At 62.9% G+C, this 16,495-nt stretch carries 16 protein-coding genes; 10 read left to right on the top strand and 6 right to left on the bottom strand.

Annotated elements, in window-relative coordinates:
• The first annotated feature begins 64 nt into the window (after positions 1-64).
• The 7 genes from U4Y90_RS00890 (at position 65) to ltaE (ending at position 6,679) form a co-directional block, all read left to right on the top strand.
• The gene (locus tag U4Y90_RS00890; RefSeq protein WP_321791260.1) at positions 65-1,558 is read left to right on the top strand and encodes an NCS1 family nucleobase:cation symporter-1; all 1,494 of its coding nucleotides are present in this window, start codon (positions 65-67) and stop codon (positions 1,556-1,558) included.
• Between the two features lie 106 nt (positions 1,559-1,664).
• A complete protein-coding gene (locus tag U4Y90_RS00885) occupies positions 1,665-2,399 on the top strand; it encodes an aspartate/glutamate racemase family protein (RefSeq protein ID WP_321791258.1) in 735 nt (244 codons plus the stop codon).
• 145 nt (positions 2,400-2,544) lie between these two features.
• Positions 2,545-3,495 carry an allantoinase PuuE gene (gene puuE / locus U4Y90_RS00880; protein WP_321791256.1) on the top strand — a complete coding sequence of 317 codons (951 nt, stop codon included), beginning with the start codon at positions 2,545-2,547 and terminating at the stop codon, positions 3,493-3,495.
• Positions 3,492-4,016, top strand: a complete 525-nt coding sequence (gene uraD / locus U4Y90_RS00875; RefSeq protein WP_321791254.1) for a 2-oxo-4-hydroxy-4-carboxy-5-ureidoimidazoline decarboxylase — start codon at positions 3,492-3,494, stop codon at positions 4,014-4,016. The genes puuE and uraD overlap by 4 nt, the downstream gene beginning before the upstream one ends.
• 42 nt (positions 4,017-4,058) lie before the next feature.
• Positions 4,059-5,069 (top strand): allantoicase, encoded by a 1,011-nt coding sequence (gene alc / locus U4Y90_RS00870; RefSeq protein ID WP_321791252.1) that lies wholly within the window; start codon positions 4,059-4,061, stop codon positions 5,067-5,069.
• Positions 5,069-5,572 carry an ureidoglycolate lyase gene (locus U4Y90_RS00865; protein WP_321791250.1) on the top strand — a complete coding sequence of 168 codons (504 nt, stop codon included), beginning with the start codon at positions 5,069-5,071 and terminating at the stop codon, positions 5,570-5,572. The genes alc and U4Y90_RS00865 overlap by 1 nt, the downstream gene beginning before the upstream one ends.
• 102 nt (positions 5,573-5,674) lie before the next feature.
• Positions 5,675-6,679 carry a low-specificity L-threonine aldolase gene (gene ltaE, locus U4Y90_RS00860; RefSeq protein ID WP_321791249.1) on the top strand — a complete coding sequence of 335 codons (1,005 nt, stop codon included), beginning with the start codon at positions 5,675-5,677 and terminating at the stop codon, positions 6,677-6,679.
• Positions 6,680-6,746: 67 nt separating this feature from the next.
• Here the strand turns inward: ltaE and U4Y90_RS00855 are convergent, their stop codons facing one another.
• Both U4Y90_RS00855 and uraH read right to left on the bottom strand, forming a co-directional pair.
• Entirely contained in the window at positions 6,747-7,940 is a 1,194-nt protein-coding gene (locus tag U4Y90_RS00855; protein WP_321791247.1) for a urate hydroxylase PuuD, read from the bottom strand.
• 106 nt (positions 7,941-8,046) lie between these two features.
• Positions 8,047-8,400, bottom strand: coding sequence for a hydroxyisourate hydrolase (gene uraH, locus U4Y90_RS00850; protein ID WP_321791244.1), 354 nt, complete (start codon positions 8,398-8,400; stop codon positions 8,047-8,049).
• A gap of 487 nt (positions 8,401-8,887) precedes the next feature.
• On the opposite strand from uraH, the gene U4Y90_RS00845 reads away from it, so the two are divergent.
• Entirely contained in the window at positions 8,888-10,252 is a 1,365-nt protein-coding gene (locus tag U4Y90_RS00845) for an 8-oxoguanine deaminase (RefSeq protein WP_321791242.1), read from the top strand.
• Between the two features lie 220 nt (positions 10,253-10,472).
• Here the strand turns inward: U4Y90_RS00845 and lysM are convergent, their stop codons facing one another.
• From lysM to gcl, 4 genes are all read right to left on the bottom strand, one after another.
• A complete protein-coding gene (gene lysM / locus U4Y90_RS00840) occupies positions 10,473-10,967 on the bottom strand; it encodes a peptidoglycan-binding protein LysM (protein WP_321791241.1) in 495 nt (164 codons plus the stop codon).
• Positions 10,968-11,271: 304 nt separating this feature from the next.
• Positions 11,272-12,180, bottom strand: a complete 909-nt coding sequence (locus U4Y90_RS00835) for a 2-hydroxy-3-oxopropionate reductase (protein WP_321791239.1) — start codon at positions 12,178-12,180, stop codon at positions 11,272-11,274.
• Between the two features lie 26 nt (positions 12,181-12,206).
• A complete protein-coding gene (gene hyi, locus U4Y90_RS00830; protein ID WP_321791237.1) occupies positions 12,207-13,007 on the bottom strand; it encodes a hydroxypyruvate isomerase in 801 nt (266 codons plus the stop codon).
• A gap of 70 nt (positions 13,008-13,077) precedes the next feature.
• Positions 13,078-14,853, bottom strand: a complete 1,776-nt coding sequence (gene gcl, locus U4Y90_RS00825; RefSeq protein ID WP_321791235.1) for a glyoxylate carboligase — start codon at positions 14,851-14,853, stop codon at positions 13,078-13,080.
• Between the two features lie 166 nt (positions 14,854-15,019).
• On the opposite strand from gcl, the gene U4Y90_RS00820 reads away from it, so the two are divergent.
• Together U4Y90_RS00820 and rpsF are read left to right on the top strand one after the other, a co-directional pair.
• A complete protein-coding gene (locus U4Y90_RS00820; RefSeq protein WP_321791233.1) occupies positions 15,020-15,973 on the top strand; it encodes a LysR family transcriptional regulator in 954 nt (317 codons plus the stop codon).
• Between the two features lie 129 nt (positions 15,974-16,102).
• Positions 16,103-16,474 carry a 30S ribosomal protein S6 gene (gene rpsF / locus U4Y90_RS00815; protein ID WP_014191231.1) on the top strand — a complete coding sequence of 124 codons (372 nt, stop codon included), beginning with the start codon at positions 16,103-16,105 and terminating at the stop codon, positions 16,472-16,474.
• The last annotated feature ends 21 nt before the right edge of the window (positions 16,475-16,495 follow it).

The raw sequence follows: 16,495 nt of genomic DNA, 5'->3' as shown, positions 1-16,495 counted from the left end.
ATCGAAGCTTCACTCGAGCATTTGCATTCTTTTCATTACGCAAGCAGCCAATGAAGGAGACGTCATGGCCCAGTTCAGTGCATCCGGCAGTTCAGCCCTGCCGCAATACGAAGAGCAGACATCGGAGCACGATCCGAATCTGCCCGCCGGTTACAGTGACCGCCTCTACAACGAGGACCTCGCCCCGCTCAAGCACCAGACCTGGGGCGCCTACAACATCTTCGCGTTCTGGATGTCGGACGTGCATAGCGTCGGCGGCTACGTGTTCGCGGGGAGTCTCTTCGCGCTCGGCCTGACGAGCTGGCAAGTGCTGGTGTCGCTTCTGATCGGCATCGGGCTCGTGAACGTGCTGTGCAACATGATCGCGAAGCCGAGCCAGGTGGCCGGTGTGCCGTATCCGGTCGCATGCCGCGCCACGTTCGGCGTGCTCGGCGCGAACATTCCCGCGGTGATTCGCGGACTCATCGCGGTGGCGTGGTACGGCATCCAGACGTATCTGGCGTCGAGCGCGCTCGTCATCGTCGTGCTGAAGTTCGTGCCGTCGCTGATGCCCTATGCCGACGTGCACAAGTACGGCTTCGTCGGACTCTCGGCGCTCGGCTGGGCGGGCTTCATGCTGCTCTGGGTGCTGCAGGCCGTCGTGTTCTGGCGCGGCATGGAGATGATCAAGAAATTCATCGACTTCGCCGGTCCCGCCGTCTATGTCGTGATGTTCATTCTCGCCGGCTACATGGTGTGGCGCGCGGGCATCAAGAACATCGGGCTGAATCTCGGTGGCGTGAAATATCACGGCATGGAAGTGATTCCCGTGATGATCACCGCGATCTCGCTCGTCGTGTCGTACTTCTCCGGCCCGATGCTCAACTTCGGCGACTTCTCGCGCTACGGCAAGAGCTTTCGCAGCGTGAAGCGGGGCAATTTCTGGGGCCTGCCGGTCAACTTCCTGGCGTTCTCGCTGGTGACCGTCATCACGACTGCCGCGACGCTGCCGGTGTTCGGTCAACTGATTACCGATCCGGTCGAGACCGTCGGCCGCATCGATCACCCGTCCGCTGTGATTCTCGGCGCGCTGACCTTCACGATTGCCACCATCGGCATCAACATCGTCGCGAACTTCGTGTCGCCGGCCTTCGACTTCTCGAACGTCGCGCCGAAGCTCATCAGCTGGCGCATGGGCGGCATGATGGCGGCGGTTGCGTCGATCTTCATCACGCCGTGGAACCTGTTCAACAATCCGGCCGTGATCCACTACACGCTGGATATTCTCGGCAGCTTCATCGGACCGTTGTATGGCGTGCTGATCCTGGACTTCTATCTCGTGAAGCGCGGCAAGCTCGCCGTCGACGATCTCTACACGACGTCGGAAGAAGGCAAGTACTGGTACACGAAGGGCGTGAACCGCCGCGCGGTGATGGCGCTCCTGCCGGCCGCCCTGATCGCGATTCTCTGCGTGATGCTGCCGTCGCTCGAAGGCGCCGCGAACTTCTCGTGGTTCGTCGGTGCGGGCCTGGGCGCAGTGTTCTATTACTTCCTTGCCGACCGCAAGCGTCCGGTCTAGAAACAAACAGACGGAACCTGAGAGAACCTTCAACAGCAGTCTCGCATTAAAGGCAATGGGACCGGAGCGCGTCGAAGCGCGACCTCCGGTCGACAGGAGAACAGCAATGCGCATCAAACTGATCAATCCGAACACGACGCAGCGCATGACCGACTCGATGGGCCGCTGCGCCCGTGAAGTCGCCGCGCCCGGCACGGAGATCGTCGCCGTCAGCCCGACGATGGGCCCGCCGTCCATCGAAGGCTATTACGACGAGGCGATCGCGTCGCTCGGGCTTCTCGCGGAAGTGGAAGCGGGCGAAAAGCAGGGTTTCGACGGCTACGTGATCGCTTGCTTCGGCGATCCGGCCCTTTACGCCGCCCGCGAACTGGCGCGCGGCCCGGTGATCGGCATCGCGGAAGCGGCGATGCATGCGGCGAGCGTCGTCGCGCCGGGATTTTCCGTCGTCACGACGTTGCAGCGCACGGTCGGCATGGCGTGGCATCTGGCAGAGCGTTACGGAATGACGCGCTTCTGCAAGAACGTCCGTGCGACCGACGTTCCCGTGCTGGAGCTGGATGTGCCGGGGTCGCCCGCGCGTCAGACGATCATCGACGAATGCCGCCGCGCGCTCGACGAAGACGGCTCGGACGCGATCGTGCTCGGCTGCGCGGGCATGGCGGAATTTTGCCGCGAGGTGGAGGATGCGATCGGCGCGCCGGTGGTGGAGGGCGTGACGGCGGCGGTGAAATGGGCGGAGGCGCTGATCGCGCTGAAGCTGCACACGGCGAAACGCGGCGACTATGCGCGTCCGCTGGCGAAACGGTACGACGGCGTGCTGTCGGATTTCAGTCCGCGCTGACGGCAGGCCCGGCCGAATCGCCGGGGACACATACCGATGACGTGACCCGGATTATCTGCCCTGATGTATGGGCGTGTCCGGGTCTTTTAGCTACACTCGATCGTCAACAATCCCGTTTTTTCAACGCTTGAGCTCAACGCCAGCCATGTCACTCGATCCGAATTACCCACGCGACCTGATCGGCTACGGCCGCCACCCGGTGCAGGCGAATTGGCCGGGACGCGCGCGCGTCGCCGTGCAATTCGTGCTCAATTACGAAGAAGGCGGCGAGAACTGCGTGCTGCACGGCGATCCGGGCTCGGAGCAGTTCCTCTCGGAAATCGTGGGCGCGGCGGCGTATCCGTCGCGTCACATGAGCATGGAGTCGATCTACGAATACGGCTCGCGCGCGGGCGTGTGGCGCATTCTGCGCGAGTTCGAGAAGCGCGGCATGCCGCTGACGATTTTCGGCGTCGGCATGGCGATCGAGCGGCATCCGGAACTGGCGAAGGCGTTCGTCGAGCTCGGGCACGAGATCGCGTGCCACGGCTATCGCTGGATTCATTATCAGGACATGTCGCCGGAGCGCGAGGCGGAACACATGCGCCTCGGCATGGAGGCGATCGAACGCGTGACGGGCGTGCGGCCGCTCGGCTGGTACACCGGGCGCGACAGTCCCAATACGCATCGGCTGGTCGCGGAATACGGCGGATTTCTCTACGACTCCGACAATTACGGCGACGACCTGCCGTTCTGGACCGAAGTCGAAGTGACGGGCGGCGGAAAGAAACCGCATCTGATCGTGCCGTACACGCTCGACACGAACGACATGCGTTTCGCGACGCCGCAAGGCTTCAACACGGGCGACCACTTCTTCACGTATCTGAAAGACGCGTTCGACGTGCTCTACGCAGAAGGCGACGAAGCGCCGAAGATGCTTTCCATCGGCATGCACTGCCGTTTGCTGGGCCGCCCGGGACGCTTCCGCGGCTTGCAGAAATTCCTCGATCACATCGAGAAGCACGATCGCGTGTGGGTCACGCGTCGTGTCGATATCGCGCGTCACTGGCGCGAGCAACATCCTTTCGACAAAGCTAACAACGGGACGGCGGCATGAAGGCGATGCAATACACACTCGACCAACTCAACACCATGCCCGCCGACACGTTCGTGACGGTGCTCGCGGGCATCTTCGAGCATTCGCCGTGGGTGCCGGAAGCGGCGGCGAAGCAGCGTCCCTTCAAGGACATCGACGCTCTGCACACGGCGATGTCGCATATCGTCGAAACAGCGGGCGACGAAAAGCAGCTCGCGCTCATCAACGCTCACCCGGAACTCGCGGGCAAGGCGGCGGTGCGCGGCGAACTGACGGCCGAATCGACGCGTGAGCAAAGCGGCGCGGGCCTCGATCTGTGCACACAGGAAGAATTCGACAGGCTGCAGGCGCTCAACGCGCAGTATCGCGAGAAATTCGGCTTTCCGTTCATTCTCGCGGTGCGCGGTTATGACCGCCACGGCATCATCGCGAACTTCGAGAAGCGCGTGAATCACGATCGCGCCGAAGAGTTGCGCACGAGTCTCGAACAGATTTACCGGATCGCGCGTTTCAGGCTGAACGACCTGATTCACGCGGCGTAATCCGCAACCACCGTAACCGAACGAAAAGCAAGGACAGAGACAATGGCAATCCCGACACTCGATCCCAACGCGCCCGAATTCACGCGCCGCTATGTGAACCTTGCGGACCCGCGTCTGGGCGCGCAGGCACTCGAGGCGAGCGACGATTTCTTCGCGCCGAAGGAACGCATGCTCAATCCCGAGCCGGCGGTGTTCATTCCCGGCAAGTACGACGATCACGGCAAGTGGATGGACGGCTGGGAAACCCGCCGCAAGCGCACGACGGGCTACGACTGGTGCATCGTCAAACTGGCGCGTCCGGGCGTGATCAAGGGTATCGATGTCGACACGAGCCACTTCACCGGCAACTTCCCGCCGGCGGCGTCGATCGAAGGCGCGCATGTCGTCGACGGCGCGCCGAACCAGTCGACGCAATGGACGGAGATCGTCCCGTCGACGACGCTGCAGGGCAACAACCATCACTATCTCGAAGTCGGGTCCGAGCAGCCGTTCACGCATCTGCGCGTGAACATCTATCCGGATGGCGGCATCGCGCGTCTGCGTGTCTACGGCCAGCCGCAACTCGACTGGAGCAACGCGGACCGCAACCAGCTCGTCGATCTCGGCGCGATGGAAAACGGCGCGTACATGGTCGGCACGAACAACCAGCACTTCGGTCTCGCATCGACGCTGCTGATGCCGGGCCGCGGCGTGAACATGGGCGATGGCTGGGAAACGCGCCGCCGTCGCGAGCCGGGCAACGACTGGTGCATCGTCGCGCTGGCGCAGCCGGGCATCATCAAGAAGGTCGAAGTGGACACCGCGCACTTCAAGGGCAATTTCCCGGATCGCTGCTCGTTGCAGGCGGCCTATGTGAAAGGCGGCACGGACAGCTCGCTCGTCACGCAGGCGATGTTCTGGCCGGTGCTGCTCGGCGAACAGAAGCTGCAGATGGACAAGCAGCACTTCTTCGAGTCGGAAGTGGCCGCGCTCGGCCCGGTGACGCACGTGCGCTTCAATATCTACCCTGACGGCGGCGTGTCGCGTCTTCGTCTCTTCGGAACCCTCGCATAATGAAAAAGCTCGCTATCGAACCGTTGACGCGCGCTGCGTTCAAGCCTTATGGCGATGTCATCGAACTCGATGGCGCGAAGCAGATCCCGATCAACCTCGGCACCACGATCCGCTTTCACGATCTGTGCAAGGTGGACGTGGAAGAGGGCGGCGGTCACGCGATCGTCAATCTCTTTCGCGGCCAGCCGCGCACGCTGCCGTTCGAATGCAAGATGATGGAGCGGCATCCGCTCGGCAGCCAGGCGTTCATTCCGCTCGATGACCGGCCGTATCTCGTCGTCGTGGCGCCCGCGGGCGATCTCGACGAGTCGAAGATTCGCGCCTTCGTCACGAGCGGCTGGCAGGGCGTGAACTATGCGAAAGGCGTGTGGCATCATCCGCTGCTCGCGTTGGGGAAGGTGAGCGATTACATCGTCGTCGATCGTGGCGGCGGCGAAGGGCACAACCTCAACGAGCTGGATCTGAAGGAATCGTTGTGGCTCACTGAAGAGGCGATGCGCTAAGGCGCTTCGTTCGGGCTCGGGAAGGACCGGTGCGGTACGGCCGGTCCTTTTGCTTTTGGGGCGTTAAGATAAGCAACTCTCTTCCGACGACCCCAACCCACGATGATCGATCTTCGCAGCGATACCGTCACCCGTCCCAGCACGTCGATGCTCGCCGCCATGAGCGCAGCCCCCGTCGGCGACGATGTCTGGGGCGACGATCCCACTGTCATCGAGCTGCAGGCCACGCTCGCGGAGCGCACCGGCAAGGAAGCAGGCCTGTTTTTCCCGAGCGGCACGCAAAGCAATCTCGCTGCATTGATGGCGCATTGCGCGCGCGGCGACGAGTACATCGTCGGTCAGCATGCGCACACGTACAAGTACGAAGGCGGCGGCGCGGCGGTGCTGGGCAGCATCCAGCCGCAGCCGATCGAAAACGCGCCCGACGGCTCGTTGCCGCTGGAAAAGATCACGGCGGCGATCAAGCCGATCGATAACCACTTCGCGCGCACGCGCTTGCTGGCGCTCGAGAACACCATCGGCGGGAAGGTGCTGCCGGCTTCCTATGTCGCCGCGGCGACGGCGCTCGCGCGCGAGCACGGCCTGTCGACGCATCTCGACGGCGCGCGCGTGTTCAACGCGGCCGTGGCATCGGACAAGCCGGTTGGCGAGTTGTGCGCGCCGTTCGACTCGGTTTCGATCTGCTTCTCGAAAGGCCTGGGCGCTCCGGTGGGTTCGGTGCTGGTCGGATCGAAGGCATTGATCGATGTCGCGAGCCGCTGGCGCAAGGTGCTCGGCGGCGGCATGCGCCAGTCGGGCCTGCTTGCCGCCGCGTGTCTGTACGCGCTGGATCATCACGTCGACGGCCTCGCGCAGGACCACGACAACGCCGCGCATCTCGCCGCCGGCCTCGCCCGGATCGATCCGATCGAGGTGCGCTCGCACGCGACGAACATGGTTTTCGCGCAAGTTCCCGAGGCGCATTGCGCGCCGCTCGAAGCGTACCTTAAGGAGCGCGGCATTCTCATGCAGATGCTCTATGCGTCGCGTTTCGTCACGCATCGCGATGTGTCGCGCGCGGATATCGACATCGTCATTCGCGCGGTGAAGGCCTACTTCGCGCGCTGATCGCGCTGAATGAAAAATGCCCCGCTTCGATCGAAGCGGGGCATTTGCGCAATCCGAAGCAGCGGGCTTATTCGACCGCGCCGCCCGCAAACCACGCGGCCACTTTCTGACGCTCCGCGTCCGTCATCTGCGTGACGTTGCCGAGCGGCATCGCCTTCAGCGTCACGGCCTGCTGATGCACGCGCTGCGCGTTCTGCTTGATTTCCGCGGGCGTATCGAGCAACACCCCGGCGGGCGCGCTGCCCATCATCGTCGGATGCGCGGAGTGGCACGTCGCGCAGCGCTGCTGGATGATCGGCTGAATGTCGGCGACCTTGATCGTCGGCGCGCCTGCGGCTTGTGCGACGGGCACGGTCGGGGCGGGCATCGTCCACGCGAATGCGCCGAGCACCAGCACGAGACCCGCGACCGGCATATACCACAGCACCTGGCCGCGATGACGCATCACGAAGAACTGGCGGATGAGCGCGCCCGCCAGCATGATCAGCACGAGGATCAGCCAGTTGTACTTGTGCGTGTAGGTCATCGCGTAGTGGTTCGACAGCATCGCGAACACCACCGGCAGCGTGAAGTACGTGTTGTGCACCGAGCGCTGCTTGCCGCGCTTGCCGTAGATCGCGTTCGGCGTTTCGCCCTTGAGCATCGCGGCGACCATCTTGCGCTGGCCCGGAATGATGACGAAGAACACGTTCGCCGACATGATCGTCGCGATCATCGCGCCGGTGATCAGATACGCGGCGCGGCCCGCAAACACGTGGCACGCGATGAATGCCGCGATCAGCACGTAGATGCCCACGCAGATGCCGAGCAGCTTGTCGTTGGTGCCGAGCACGCGGCACAGCGTGTCGTACACGATCCAGCCGGCCATCAGGAAGCCGAGCGCGGCGGACACGGCAACCACCGGGCCCATGTCGAGCACGCTCTTGTCGATGAGATACGTGCTCGGCGACATCAGGTACAGCACGAAGAAGAGGCCGAAACCCGACATCCACGTGGTGTACGACGGCCAGAACGACCAGTGCAGGTTCTCCGGCATGTCCTGCGGCGCGACGGAATACTTCTGCATGTGGTAGAAGCCGCCGCCGTGGACGTGCCAGAAGTCGCCGAACACGCCGCGCCGGCGCGCGTTCGGGTCGGTGGGCGGTTTCAAACTGTTGTCGAGCGCGACGAAATAGAACGATTCGCCGATCCATGCGATCGCGACGATGACGTGCAGACAGCGCAATACGAGATTGAGCCAGTCGGTGACAAAGCCTTCCATGTACTCCTCCACTACCTATTCGTTATGCGCACATCGTCACGATGATGGGGACGGGCGCGATGTGCTTGGGTGTTTCTTTTATTGGCTGCTGCGAATCAAGCGCCGCTCAGCTTCCGCGATACGTGCTGTACGCCCACGGCGACACGAGCAGGGGCACGTGATAGTGCGACGAAGCGTCCGCGATGCCGAAGCGCAGCACGACGCGATCGACGAAGCGCGGCTCGGGCACTGTCACGCCGAGCGCCGAGAAATAATCGCCGGCGTGAAACACGAGCTCGTATTCGCCGGTTTCGAACTCGGCGCCTTCGAGCAGCGGCGCATCGGCGCGGCCGTCGTCGTTCGTGTGGATGGTCTTGATCGCGCGGCGGGCGTCGCCGTTGAGCGCGAACAGCTCGACTTTGAGGTTCGCGCCGGGGCGGCCGTGCGCGGTGTCGAGGACGTGGGTAGTGAGCTTGCCCATTCGCAGTTTCCTTGAGTTGTGCGAGATCCGGCTTTGCGCATCGATCCGAAATTCGGCACCTCGATAATTCAGGTGCGTCTGCGGCGGATCGAGGCTCCACGTCAGTGGCTACATACCCGTCGGCGTTTCAGATGCGCGCCGTGTACAGCATTGTAGGAATTTGAGACGCGCTGTGCGCCCGCGATAGGAAAGATAATGCGCAACGCATGACAGCCGCGCGTAAGCCTTGTTGGGGCGGCCCCCGGCGCGCTTATGCACGCCGCTTTCGTCGATTTACGCCGATCCTACCCGCGCCAATATTCGGGAATATATTGCAGCCGTGAAGACGACTATGACGGCCGTCTGATTGCGTCCGATTTTTTTACCATGGACAGTGGCGGTGCGCGCGATATCGATGGATATTTGCGGCGTCCCGAAGACGGCGGCAGACGCTGGGTAACCGGGGCTTTTCACTGGTTTCCCCTAACTGTCTCTGGAGATATGGCCGATGCCACGCAGTCTTTTGGTCAAGAACGCCCACATGCTCGTCACGATGGACGAGAATCGCCGTGAAATCGCCGACGGCGGCCTGTATATCGAAGACAACCGCATCGTCAAGGTCGGGCCGACGAGTGAACTCCCGCAAACCGCGGACGACGTGCTCGACATGCGCGGTCATCTTGTGATTCCGGGCTTGGTCAACACGCACCATCACATGTATCAGAGCCTCACGCGCGCGATTCCCGCGGCGCAGAACGCCGAACTTTTCGGCTGGCTCACGAACCTCTACCGGATCTGGGCGCATCTGACGCCCGAGATGATCAACGTTTCGACCCAGACCGCGATGGCCGAATTGCTGCTGTCCGGCTGCACGACGTCGAGCGACCATCTCTATATCTATCCGAACGGAAGCCGGCTCGACGACAGCATCGCGGCGGCGCGCGAAATCGGCATGCGTTTTCACGCGGCGCGAGGCAGCATGAGCGTCGGGCAGAAGGACGGCGGCTTGCCGCCCGATTCGGTCGTCGAAAAGGAAGACGCGATTCTGAAGGACTCGCAGAGGCTGATCGAGACCTATCACGACGAAGGCCGCTACGCGATGCTGCGCGTGGTCGTCGCGCCGTGCTCGCCGTTTTCGGTGAGTCGCGAATTGATGCGCGATGCGGCGCTGCTCGCGCGCGAACACGGCGTGTCGCTGCACACGCATCTGGCCGAGAACGTGAACGATGTCGCGTACAGCCGCGAGAAATTCGGCATGACGCCGGCCGAATATGCCGAGGATCTCGGCTGGGTCGGTCATGACGTGTGGCATGCGCACTGCGTGCAGCTGGACAAGCCGGGCATCGAGCTGTTCGCGCGCACGGGAACGGGCGTCGCGCATTGCCCGTGCTCGAACATGCGGCTTGCCTCCGGCATCGCGCCGATCCGCGCGATGCGCGACGCGGGCGTGCCGGTGGGCATCGGCGTGGACGGATCGGCATCGAACGACGGCGCGCAGATGGTCGCGGAGGTGCGTCAGGCGCTGCTTTTGCAGCGCGTCGGCTTCGGCCCGGATGCGATGACCGCGCGCGAGGCGCTCGAAATCGCGACGCTCGGCGGTGCGAAGGTGCTCAACCGTGACGACATCGGTGCGCTCGCGCCGGGCATGGCGGCAGATTTCGTGTCGTTCGATCTGTCGCAGACGGCGTTTGCGGGTGCGCTGCACGATCCGGTGGCGGCGCTGGTTTTCTGCGCGCCGTCGCAGGTGTCGACGAGCGTCATCGACGGGAAGATTGTGGTGAAGGAAGGGCGTTTGACGACGGTGGACCTCGGCGCGGTCGTGGAGCGCCACAATCGTCTGGCGCGGGAACTGGTTGTGGCTTCGGGTTCGTGAGATTTCGCTGCGCGTGGCTTGGTGTGGGTTGATTCGGGTCCGGAAGACCGACGCAAAAACAGGATTCCACGATAGCCCTAATGAAGGCAGCGGCAAGGAAAGCAGCCCCGCGCAGGGGCTGCTCCGACAGACCGACACAAATCCAAGACTTCACGAAAACGCGAATCCAGAAAGCAAAAAACGCGGACCAGGGTCCGCGTTTCGAACGCCAAAGAGAGAATCAGTTCGCCGCCGGAATGCGCAGCACCTGTCCCGGATAGATCTTGTCGGGGCTCTTCAGCATCGGCTTGTTCGCTTCGAAGATCACATCGTTCTTCGAGCCGTTGCCGTAATACTTCTCGGCGATCTTCCAGAGGTTGTCGCCCGACACGACGGTGTAAAACTGCGATTCGGGCTCGCTATTCGGCACGGTCAATTGATCGTCGACCTTGTCGACGTTCTGCACGTTGCCCGCGGCGACGAGAATCTTTTCCTTCGTCGCCTGATCCGGCGCCTGACCGGCAACGGTCACGGTATGCGAGGTGCCGTCATATTTGACGTCGAGATTGTCCGCGTTGAGACCTTGCGAGCGGATGTACGTCGCGATGGCTTCGCCCGCCTTCTGATTCAGCGTGGCGACATCGACGGGCGCGGCAGCGGGAGCCGCCTGCGCGTTCGGCGTGACCGCGCCGAAGAGTTTCTCGCCTGCTTCCTTGATAAAGCTGAGAATTCCCATTGTTCAACTCCTTGATTAACGGTGGATGACGGCCCGCGAAGTCTAGGCAGATTAGTCGCCGCTACCACCAGATAGTTCTGAGTTTTAACAAAAGGATTTGTAGCACTGCACATGCGTCAACGGTAGGACGCAAACTGAAACAATCCGACGCGGACACCCGACGACAAACCGTCTGACCGACCAAGGCTTACCCGGCGCACCGCCGGGTGCCGCTTCTCGGACCCCACTTTGCCGCCCTCAGCCCAGAGCGGCATTTGTCCCGCGTGCCCATACGCGGGACGCCCCACGGTTCAGGTGATGCGAATTACGCAGCGGCCTTGCTTTGCTGCGGCTCTTCGGCCACCTGGAAGTTCGACATGATTTCGAGCGCGCGCACGAGCGCCGAGTGATCCCACGCCTTGCCGCCGTTCGCCGCGCACACGCTGAAGAGTTGCTGCGCGCTGGCGGTGTGGGGCAGGGCGAGGCCCATCTTTCGTGCGCCGTCGAGTGCGAGGTTCAGGTCCTTCTGATGCAGCTCGATGCGAAAGCCCGGATTGAACGTGCGCTTGGTCATGCGCTCGCCGTGCACCTCGAGGATGCGCGACGAGGCGAAGCCGCCCATCAGGGCCTTGCGCACGCGCTCCGGATCGGCGCCCGAGCGTGCCGCGAAGAGCAATGCTTCGCCGACCGCCTCGATGTTCAGCGCGACGATGATCTGGTTCGCGACCTTGCAGGTCTGGCCCGCGCCGTTATCGCCGATGAGCGAGATGTTCTTGCCCATCAGTTCGAACAGCGGCTTCGCGATGTTGAACGACTTTTCCGGACCGCCGACCATGATCGTGAGCGTCGCTTCGCGCGCGCCGACTTCGCCGCCGGACACCGGTGCATCGAGATAGTCGCAGCCGAGTGCGTTGATCTTCTTTGCGAAATCCTGCGTCTCGAGCGGGGCGATCGAGCTCATGTCGATCACGAGCTTGCCCTTCGTGAGGCCCTTCGCGACGCCGTCATCGGCGAACAGCACATTGGCGACATCGGGGGTGTCGGGCACCATCGTGATGACGATCTCGCTTTCCTGCGCGACCGCGGTTGAGTCCGCGACGACTTGCGTTTGCGCGCGGATATCGTCCGGCACCGGAAACTTGCCGTTCACGACGAGCTTGTGGCCGCCCTTGATGAGATTGCGCGCCATGTGCGCGCCCATGATGCCGAGGCCGATGAAACCGATGGTTGCCATACTTCTAGCTCCTCCTATGTGTCTGGTTAAGCGGTTGCGCCCTGCTTCACGCCGCCGATCGATTGAAGCCAGCCGAGGCCCGCCTGCGTGCCCTCGAGCGGCTTGTACTCGCAGCCGATCCAGCCCTGATAGCCGATCTCGTCGAGCAGGCCGAACAGGAACGGATAGTTGATCTCGCCCGTGCCGGGTTCGTTGCGGCCGGGGTTATCGGCGAGTTGAATGTGCGCGATCTTCGGCAGGTTCTTTCTGATCGTCGCGGCGAGTTCGCCTTCCATCCGCTGCATGTGATAGATGTCGTACTGCAGGAACAGGTTGTCCGAACCGACGGCCTGGATCACGTCCAGTCCTTCCCTCGATCGGTTCAGCGCGAAGCCCGGAATGTCGTAGGCGTTGCACGGCTCGACTAGCAGGCGGATGCCTTCTTTCTTCAGCGCTTCGGCTGCGAAGCGCAGGTTCTCGACGATCGTCGTGCGCGCCTGTTCCGCCGACACGCCCGCCGTCGGAATGCCGACGAGGCAGTTGAGTTGCGGCACGTTCAGCGCCTTCGCATACTCGATCGCGCGCGGCACGCCTTCGCGGAATTCCGCGACGCGATCAGGCAGACAGGCGATGCCGCGCTCGCCCGCTTCCCAGTTGCCCGCGGGCAGGTTGTGCAGCACGATCCGCAGATCGTTGTCCTTCAGGCGTTGCTGGATATCGCCGATCGAGAACGCGTAAGGAAACAGGAACTCGACCGCCTTGAAACCCGCGTTCGCGGCCGCGGCAAAGCGGTCGAGGAACGGGACTTCGTTGAACAGCATGGTCAAATTCGCGGCAAATTTCGGCATTGTTCTTTCCTGATGGTCGGTCAGTGGAGGCACGCCGCGCATTCCTTGCATGAACGCGCGGCGGCGATGCTCAGTCGAGCGGCGTGACGGCGGTCGGTGCGTCCGCTTTCGTTTCGGCGAGTTCCTCGAACTCGTTGATCGCGTCGATCTCGGTGCCCATCGCGATGTTGGTCACGCGTTCGAGAATCATCTCGACGACGACCGGCACCTGATGTTCGGCGGCCAATGCCTGCGCCTGCTTCAGCGCCGGGGCGATGTCTTCCGGCTTGTGCACGCGCAGCGCCTTGCAGCCGAGGCCTTCGGCCACCGCGACGTGATCGACGCCATAGCCTTCGAGTTCAGGCGCGTTGATGTTGTCGAACGCGAGCTGCACGCAGTAGTCCATGTCGAAGCCGCGCTGCGCCTGGCGGATCAGGCCAAGGTACGAGTTGTTCACGACCACGTGCACGTACGGCAGCTTGAACTGCGCGCCGACCGCGAGCTCTTCGATCATGAACTGGAAGTCGTAGTCGCCCGACAGCGCGACGATCTTGCGTTGCGGGTCCGCCGCACGCACGCCGAGCGCGGCGGGGATCGTCCAGCCGAGCGGGCCGGCCTGGCCGCAGTTGATCCAGTTGCGCGCCTTGAACACGTGCAGGAACTGGGCGCCCGCGATCTGCGAGAGACCGATCGTCGTGACGAAGCAGGTGTCGCGGTCGAACGCGAGGTTCATCTCCTCGTAGACGCGCTGCGGCTTCATCGGCACGTTGTCGAAGTGCGTCTTGCGCAGCATGGTGCGCTTGCGCTGCTGGCAGTCGGCCACCCATGCGCCGCGGTCTTTCAGCTTGCCTGCGGCCTTCCATTCCTTCGCCACTTCGACGAACAGTTCGAGCGCGGCCTTCGCATCCGACACGATGCCGAGATCCGGTCCGAATACGCGGCCGATCTGCGTCGGCTCGATATCGACGTGCACGAACTTGCGGCCCTTGGTGTACACCTCGACGCTGCCGGTATGGCGATTCGCCCAGCGATTGCCGATGCCGAGCACGAAGTCCGACGCGAGCATCGTCGCGTTGCCATAGCGGTGCGACGTCTGCAAGCCGACCATGCCGGCCATGAGCGGGTGATCGTCGGGGATCGCGCCCCACGACATGAGCGTCGGAATGACGGGCACGCCGAGCGTTTCCGCGAATTCGACGAGCAGGCTTTCCGCCGCCGCGTTCAGCACGCCGCCGCCCGAGACGATGAGCGGCTTTTCCGCGTCGTTCAGCATCGTGAGCGCTTTTTCGATCTGCGCGCGGGTCGCCTTCGGCTTGTAGACCGGCAGCGGCTCGTACGTGTCGATGTCGAACTCGATCTCGGCCAATTGCACGTCGATCGGCAAATCGACCAGCACCGGACCCGGACGGCCCGAGCGCATCAGATGGAAAGCCTGCTGGAACACGCGCGGCACGAGCGCCGGCTCGCGCACGGTGACGGCCCACTTCGTGACCGGCTTGGCGATCGATTCGATGTCGACGGCCTGGAAGTCTTCCTTGTACAGACGCGCGCGCGGCGCCTGGCCCGTGATCGCGAGAATGGGGATCGAATCGGCCTGCGCCGAATAGAGGCCGGTGATCATGTCCGTGCCGGCGGGACCCGACGTGCCGATGCACACACCGATGTTGCCCGGCGCCGCGCGGGTATAACCTTCGGCCATGTGCGATGCACCTTCGACGTGACGCGCGAGCACGTGGCTGATGCCGCCCGACTTCTTCATCGCCGAGTAGAACGGGTTGATGGCCGCGCCCGGCACGCCGAACGCGGTATCGATTCCTTCTTTTTCCAGCACGAGGACGGCTGCGTCGACGGCTCTCATCTTGGGCATGGTTGTCTCCTTCCTGGGGGTCTCTATCCGAAATCGCTGTCTGCATTCAAGCAGGGTTCCGTTGCACTTTAAGTCTGTGAAAAAGGTTTGATAAGATCAGCGACAGTCGCTTTTTTCCAAACAAAAAGTATTGAATGTCGATGCGACGCGGCTCAGGGAGACTCTGATGGATCGCTTCAAGCAAATCGAAACCTTCGTGCGCGTAGCCGAGGCGGGCAGCCTCGCCGCCGCGGCGCTGGAGGAGGGCGTGTCGCCGGTGATTCTCGGCCGGCGCATCGACGCGCTCGAAAAGCGCCTCGGCGTAAAGCTGATGTATCGTTCGACGCGGCGTCTCGTCGTGAGCGAAGAGGGCGCGGCATTTCTCGACCGCTGCAAGAACCTGCTCGCGGACTGGGATCAGGCGGAAAACGAACTCGCCGCTGGACGGCGCGCGGTGGGCGGGCATCTGATCGTATCGGCGCCGGCCGCGTTCGGGCGCATGCACGTGGCGCCGCACGCGCCGCCGTTCGTGCGCGACAAGCCCGAATTGCAGATGTCGTTCAATCTGACCGATCGCGTCGTCGATCTGGTGCGCGAGGGCTACGATCTGTCGATTCGCATCGGCGGAGCGGTCGATCCGAATTTCGTCGCCGTGAAGCTGGCGAGCAACCGGCGCGTCGTGTGCGGCACGCCCGCGTATTTCAAGAAGCACGGCCGGCCGAAAACCCTGGAAGACCTGCCGAATCACAACTGCCTCGCGTTCAACCTGCAAGGCGGGCAGAACCGCGGCTGGTATTTCCGGCGCAACGGCAAGGTCGTGACCGTGCGCGTGACCGGCAATCTCGATTGCAACGACGGCGAACTGTTGCACCGGTGGGCGTCGGAAGGGCTTGGACTCGGCTGGCGCTCGACGTGGGAAATCCAGCGGCAACTGGAGTCGGGTGAGCTCGAAACCGTGCTCGACGACTTCGAGCTTCCCGATTACGACATTCTCGCGGTCTACCCGCAGCAGCGCTACGTGCCGGCGCGCGTGCGCTATTTCATTGATTATCTTAAGGAAATTTATACGCAGCCCGGCTATTGGAGCCGTCCGCTGACGCTGCCCGGCGAACCGCTTGCCGAGCACGTGCATGGCCGCTAACTGCTTGAAAAACCGATGATTTGACTTGCCCGGAGCGCTTATTCGCGTTATAGTTTCGGGCTTCTCACTTGCCGCACCGGTCCGACGCCCGGGTGGCTTACTATCCAAAAGTCAGCACAAGGAGTGAACATGCGTCATTACGAAATCGTCTTTATCGTGCACCCCGATCAGAGCGAGCAAGTGCCCGCAATGATCGAGCGCTACAAGGGCACGATCACGTCGCACGGTGGCCAGATCCACCGCATCGAAGACTGGGGCCGTCGCCAACTGGCCTACATGATCGAGAAACTCGCGAAGGCTCACTACGTCTGCATGAACATCGAATGCGATCAAGCCACGCTCGAAGAGCTGGAGCACGCATTCAAGTTCAACGACGCCGTTCTGCGTCACCTCATCGTCAAGATGAAGAAGGCCGAAACCGGCCCGTCGCCGATGATGAAGGAAGTGCAGCGCGAAGAAGCCAAGAAGGCGGCCAGCCAGCCGTCCGAAGCGCAGGCTTAAGGCGAATATTCGCCACAGCCA

The organism is Caballeronia sp. J97 (assembly GCF_905220305.1).
In the GTDB taxonomy this organism is placed as follows: domain Bacteria; phylum Pseudomonadota; class Gammaproteobacteria; order Burkholderiales; family Burkholderiaceae; genus Caballeronia.
The sequence above is the reverse complement of the archived record's forward strand: the minus strand, read 5'-3'. Positions and strand labels throughout refer to the sequence as shown.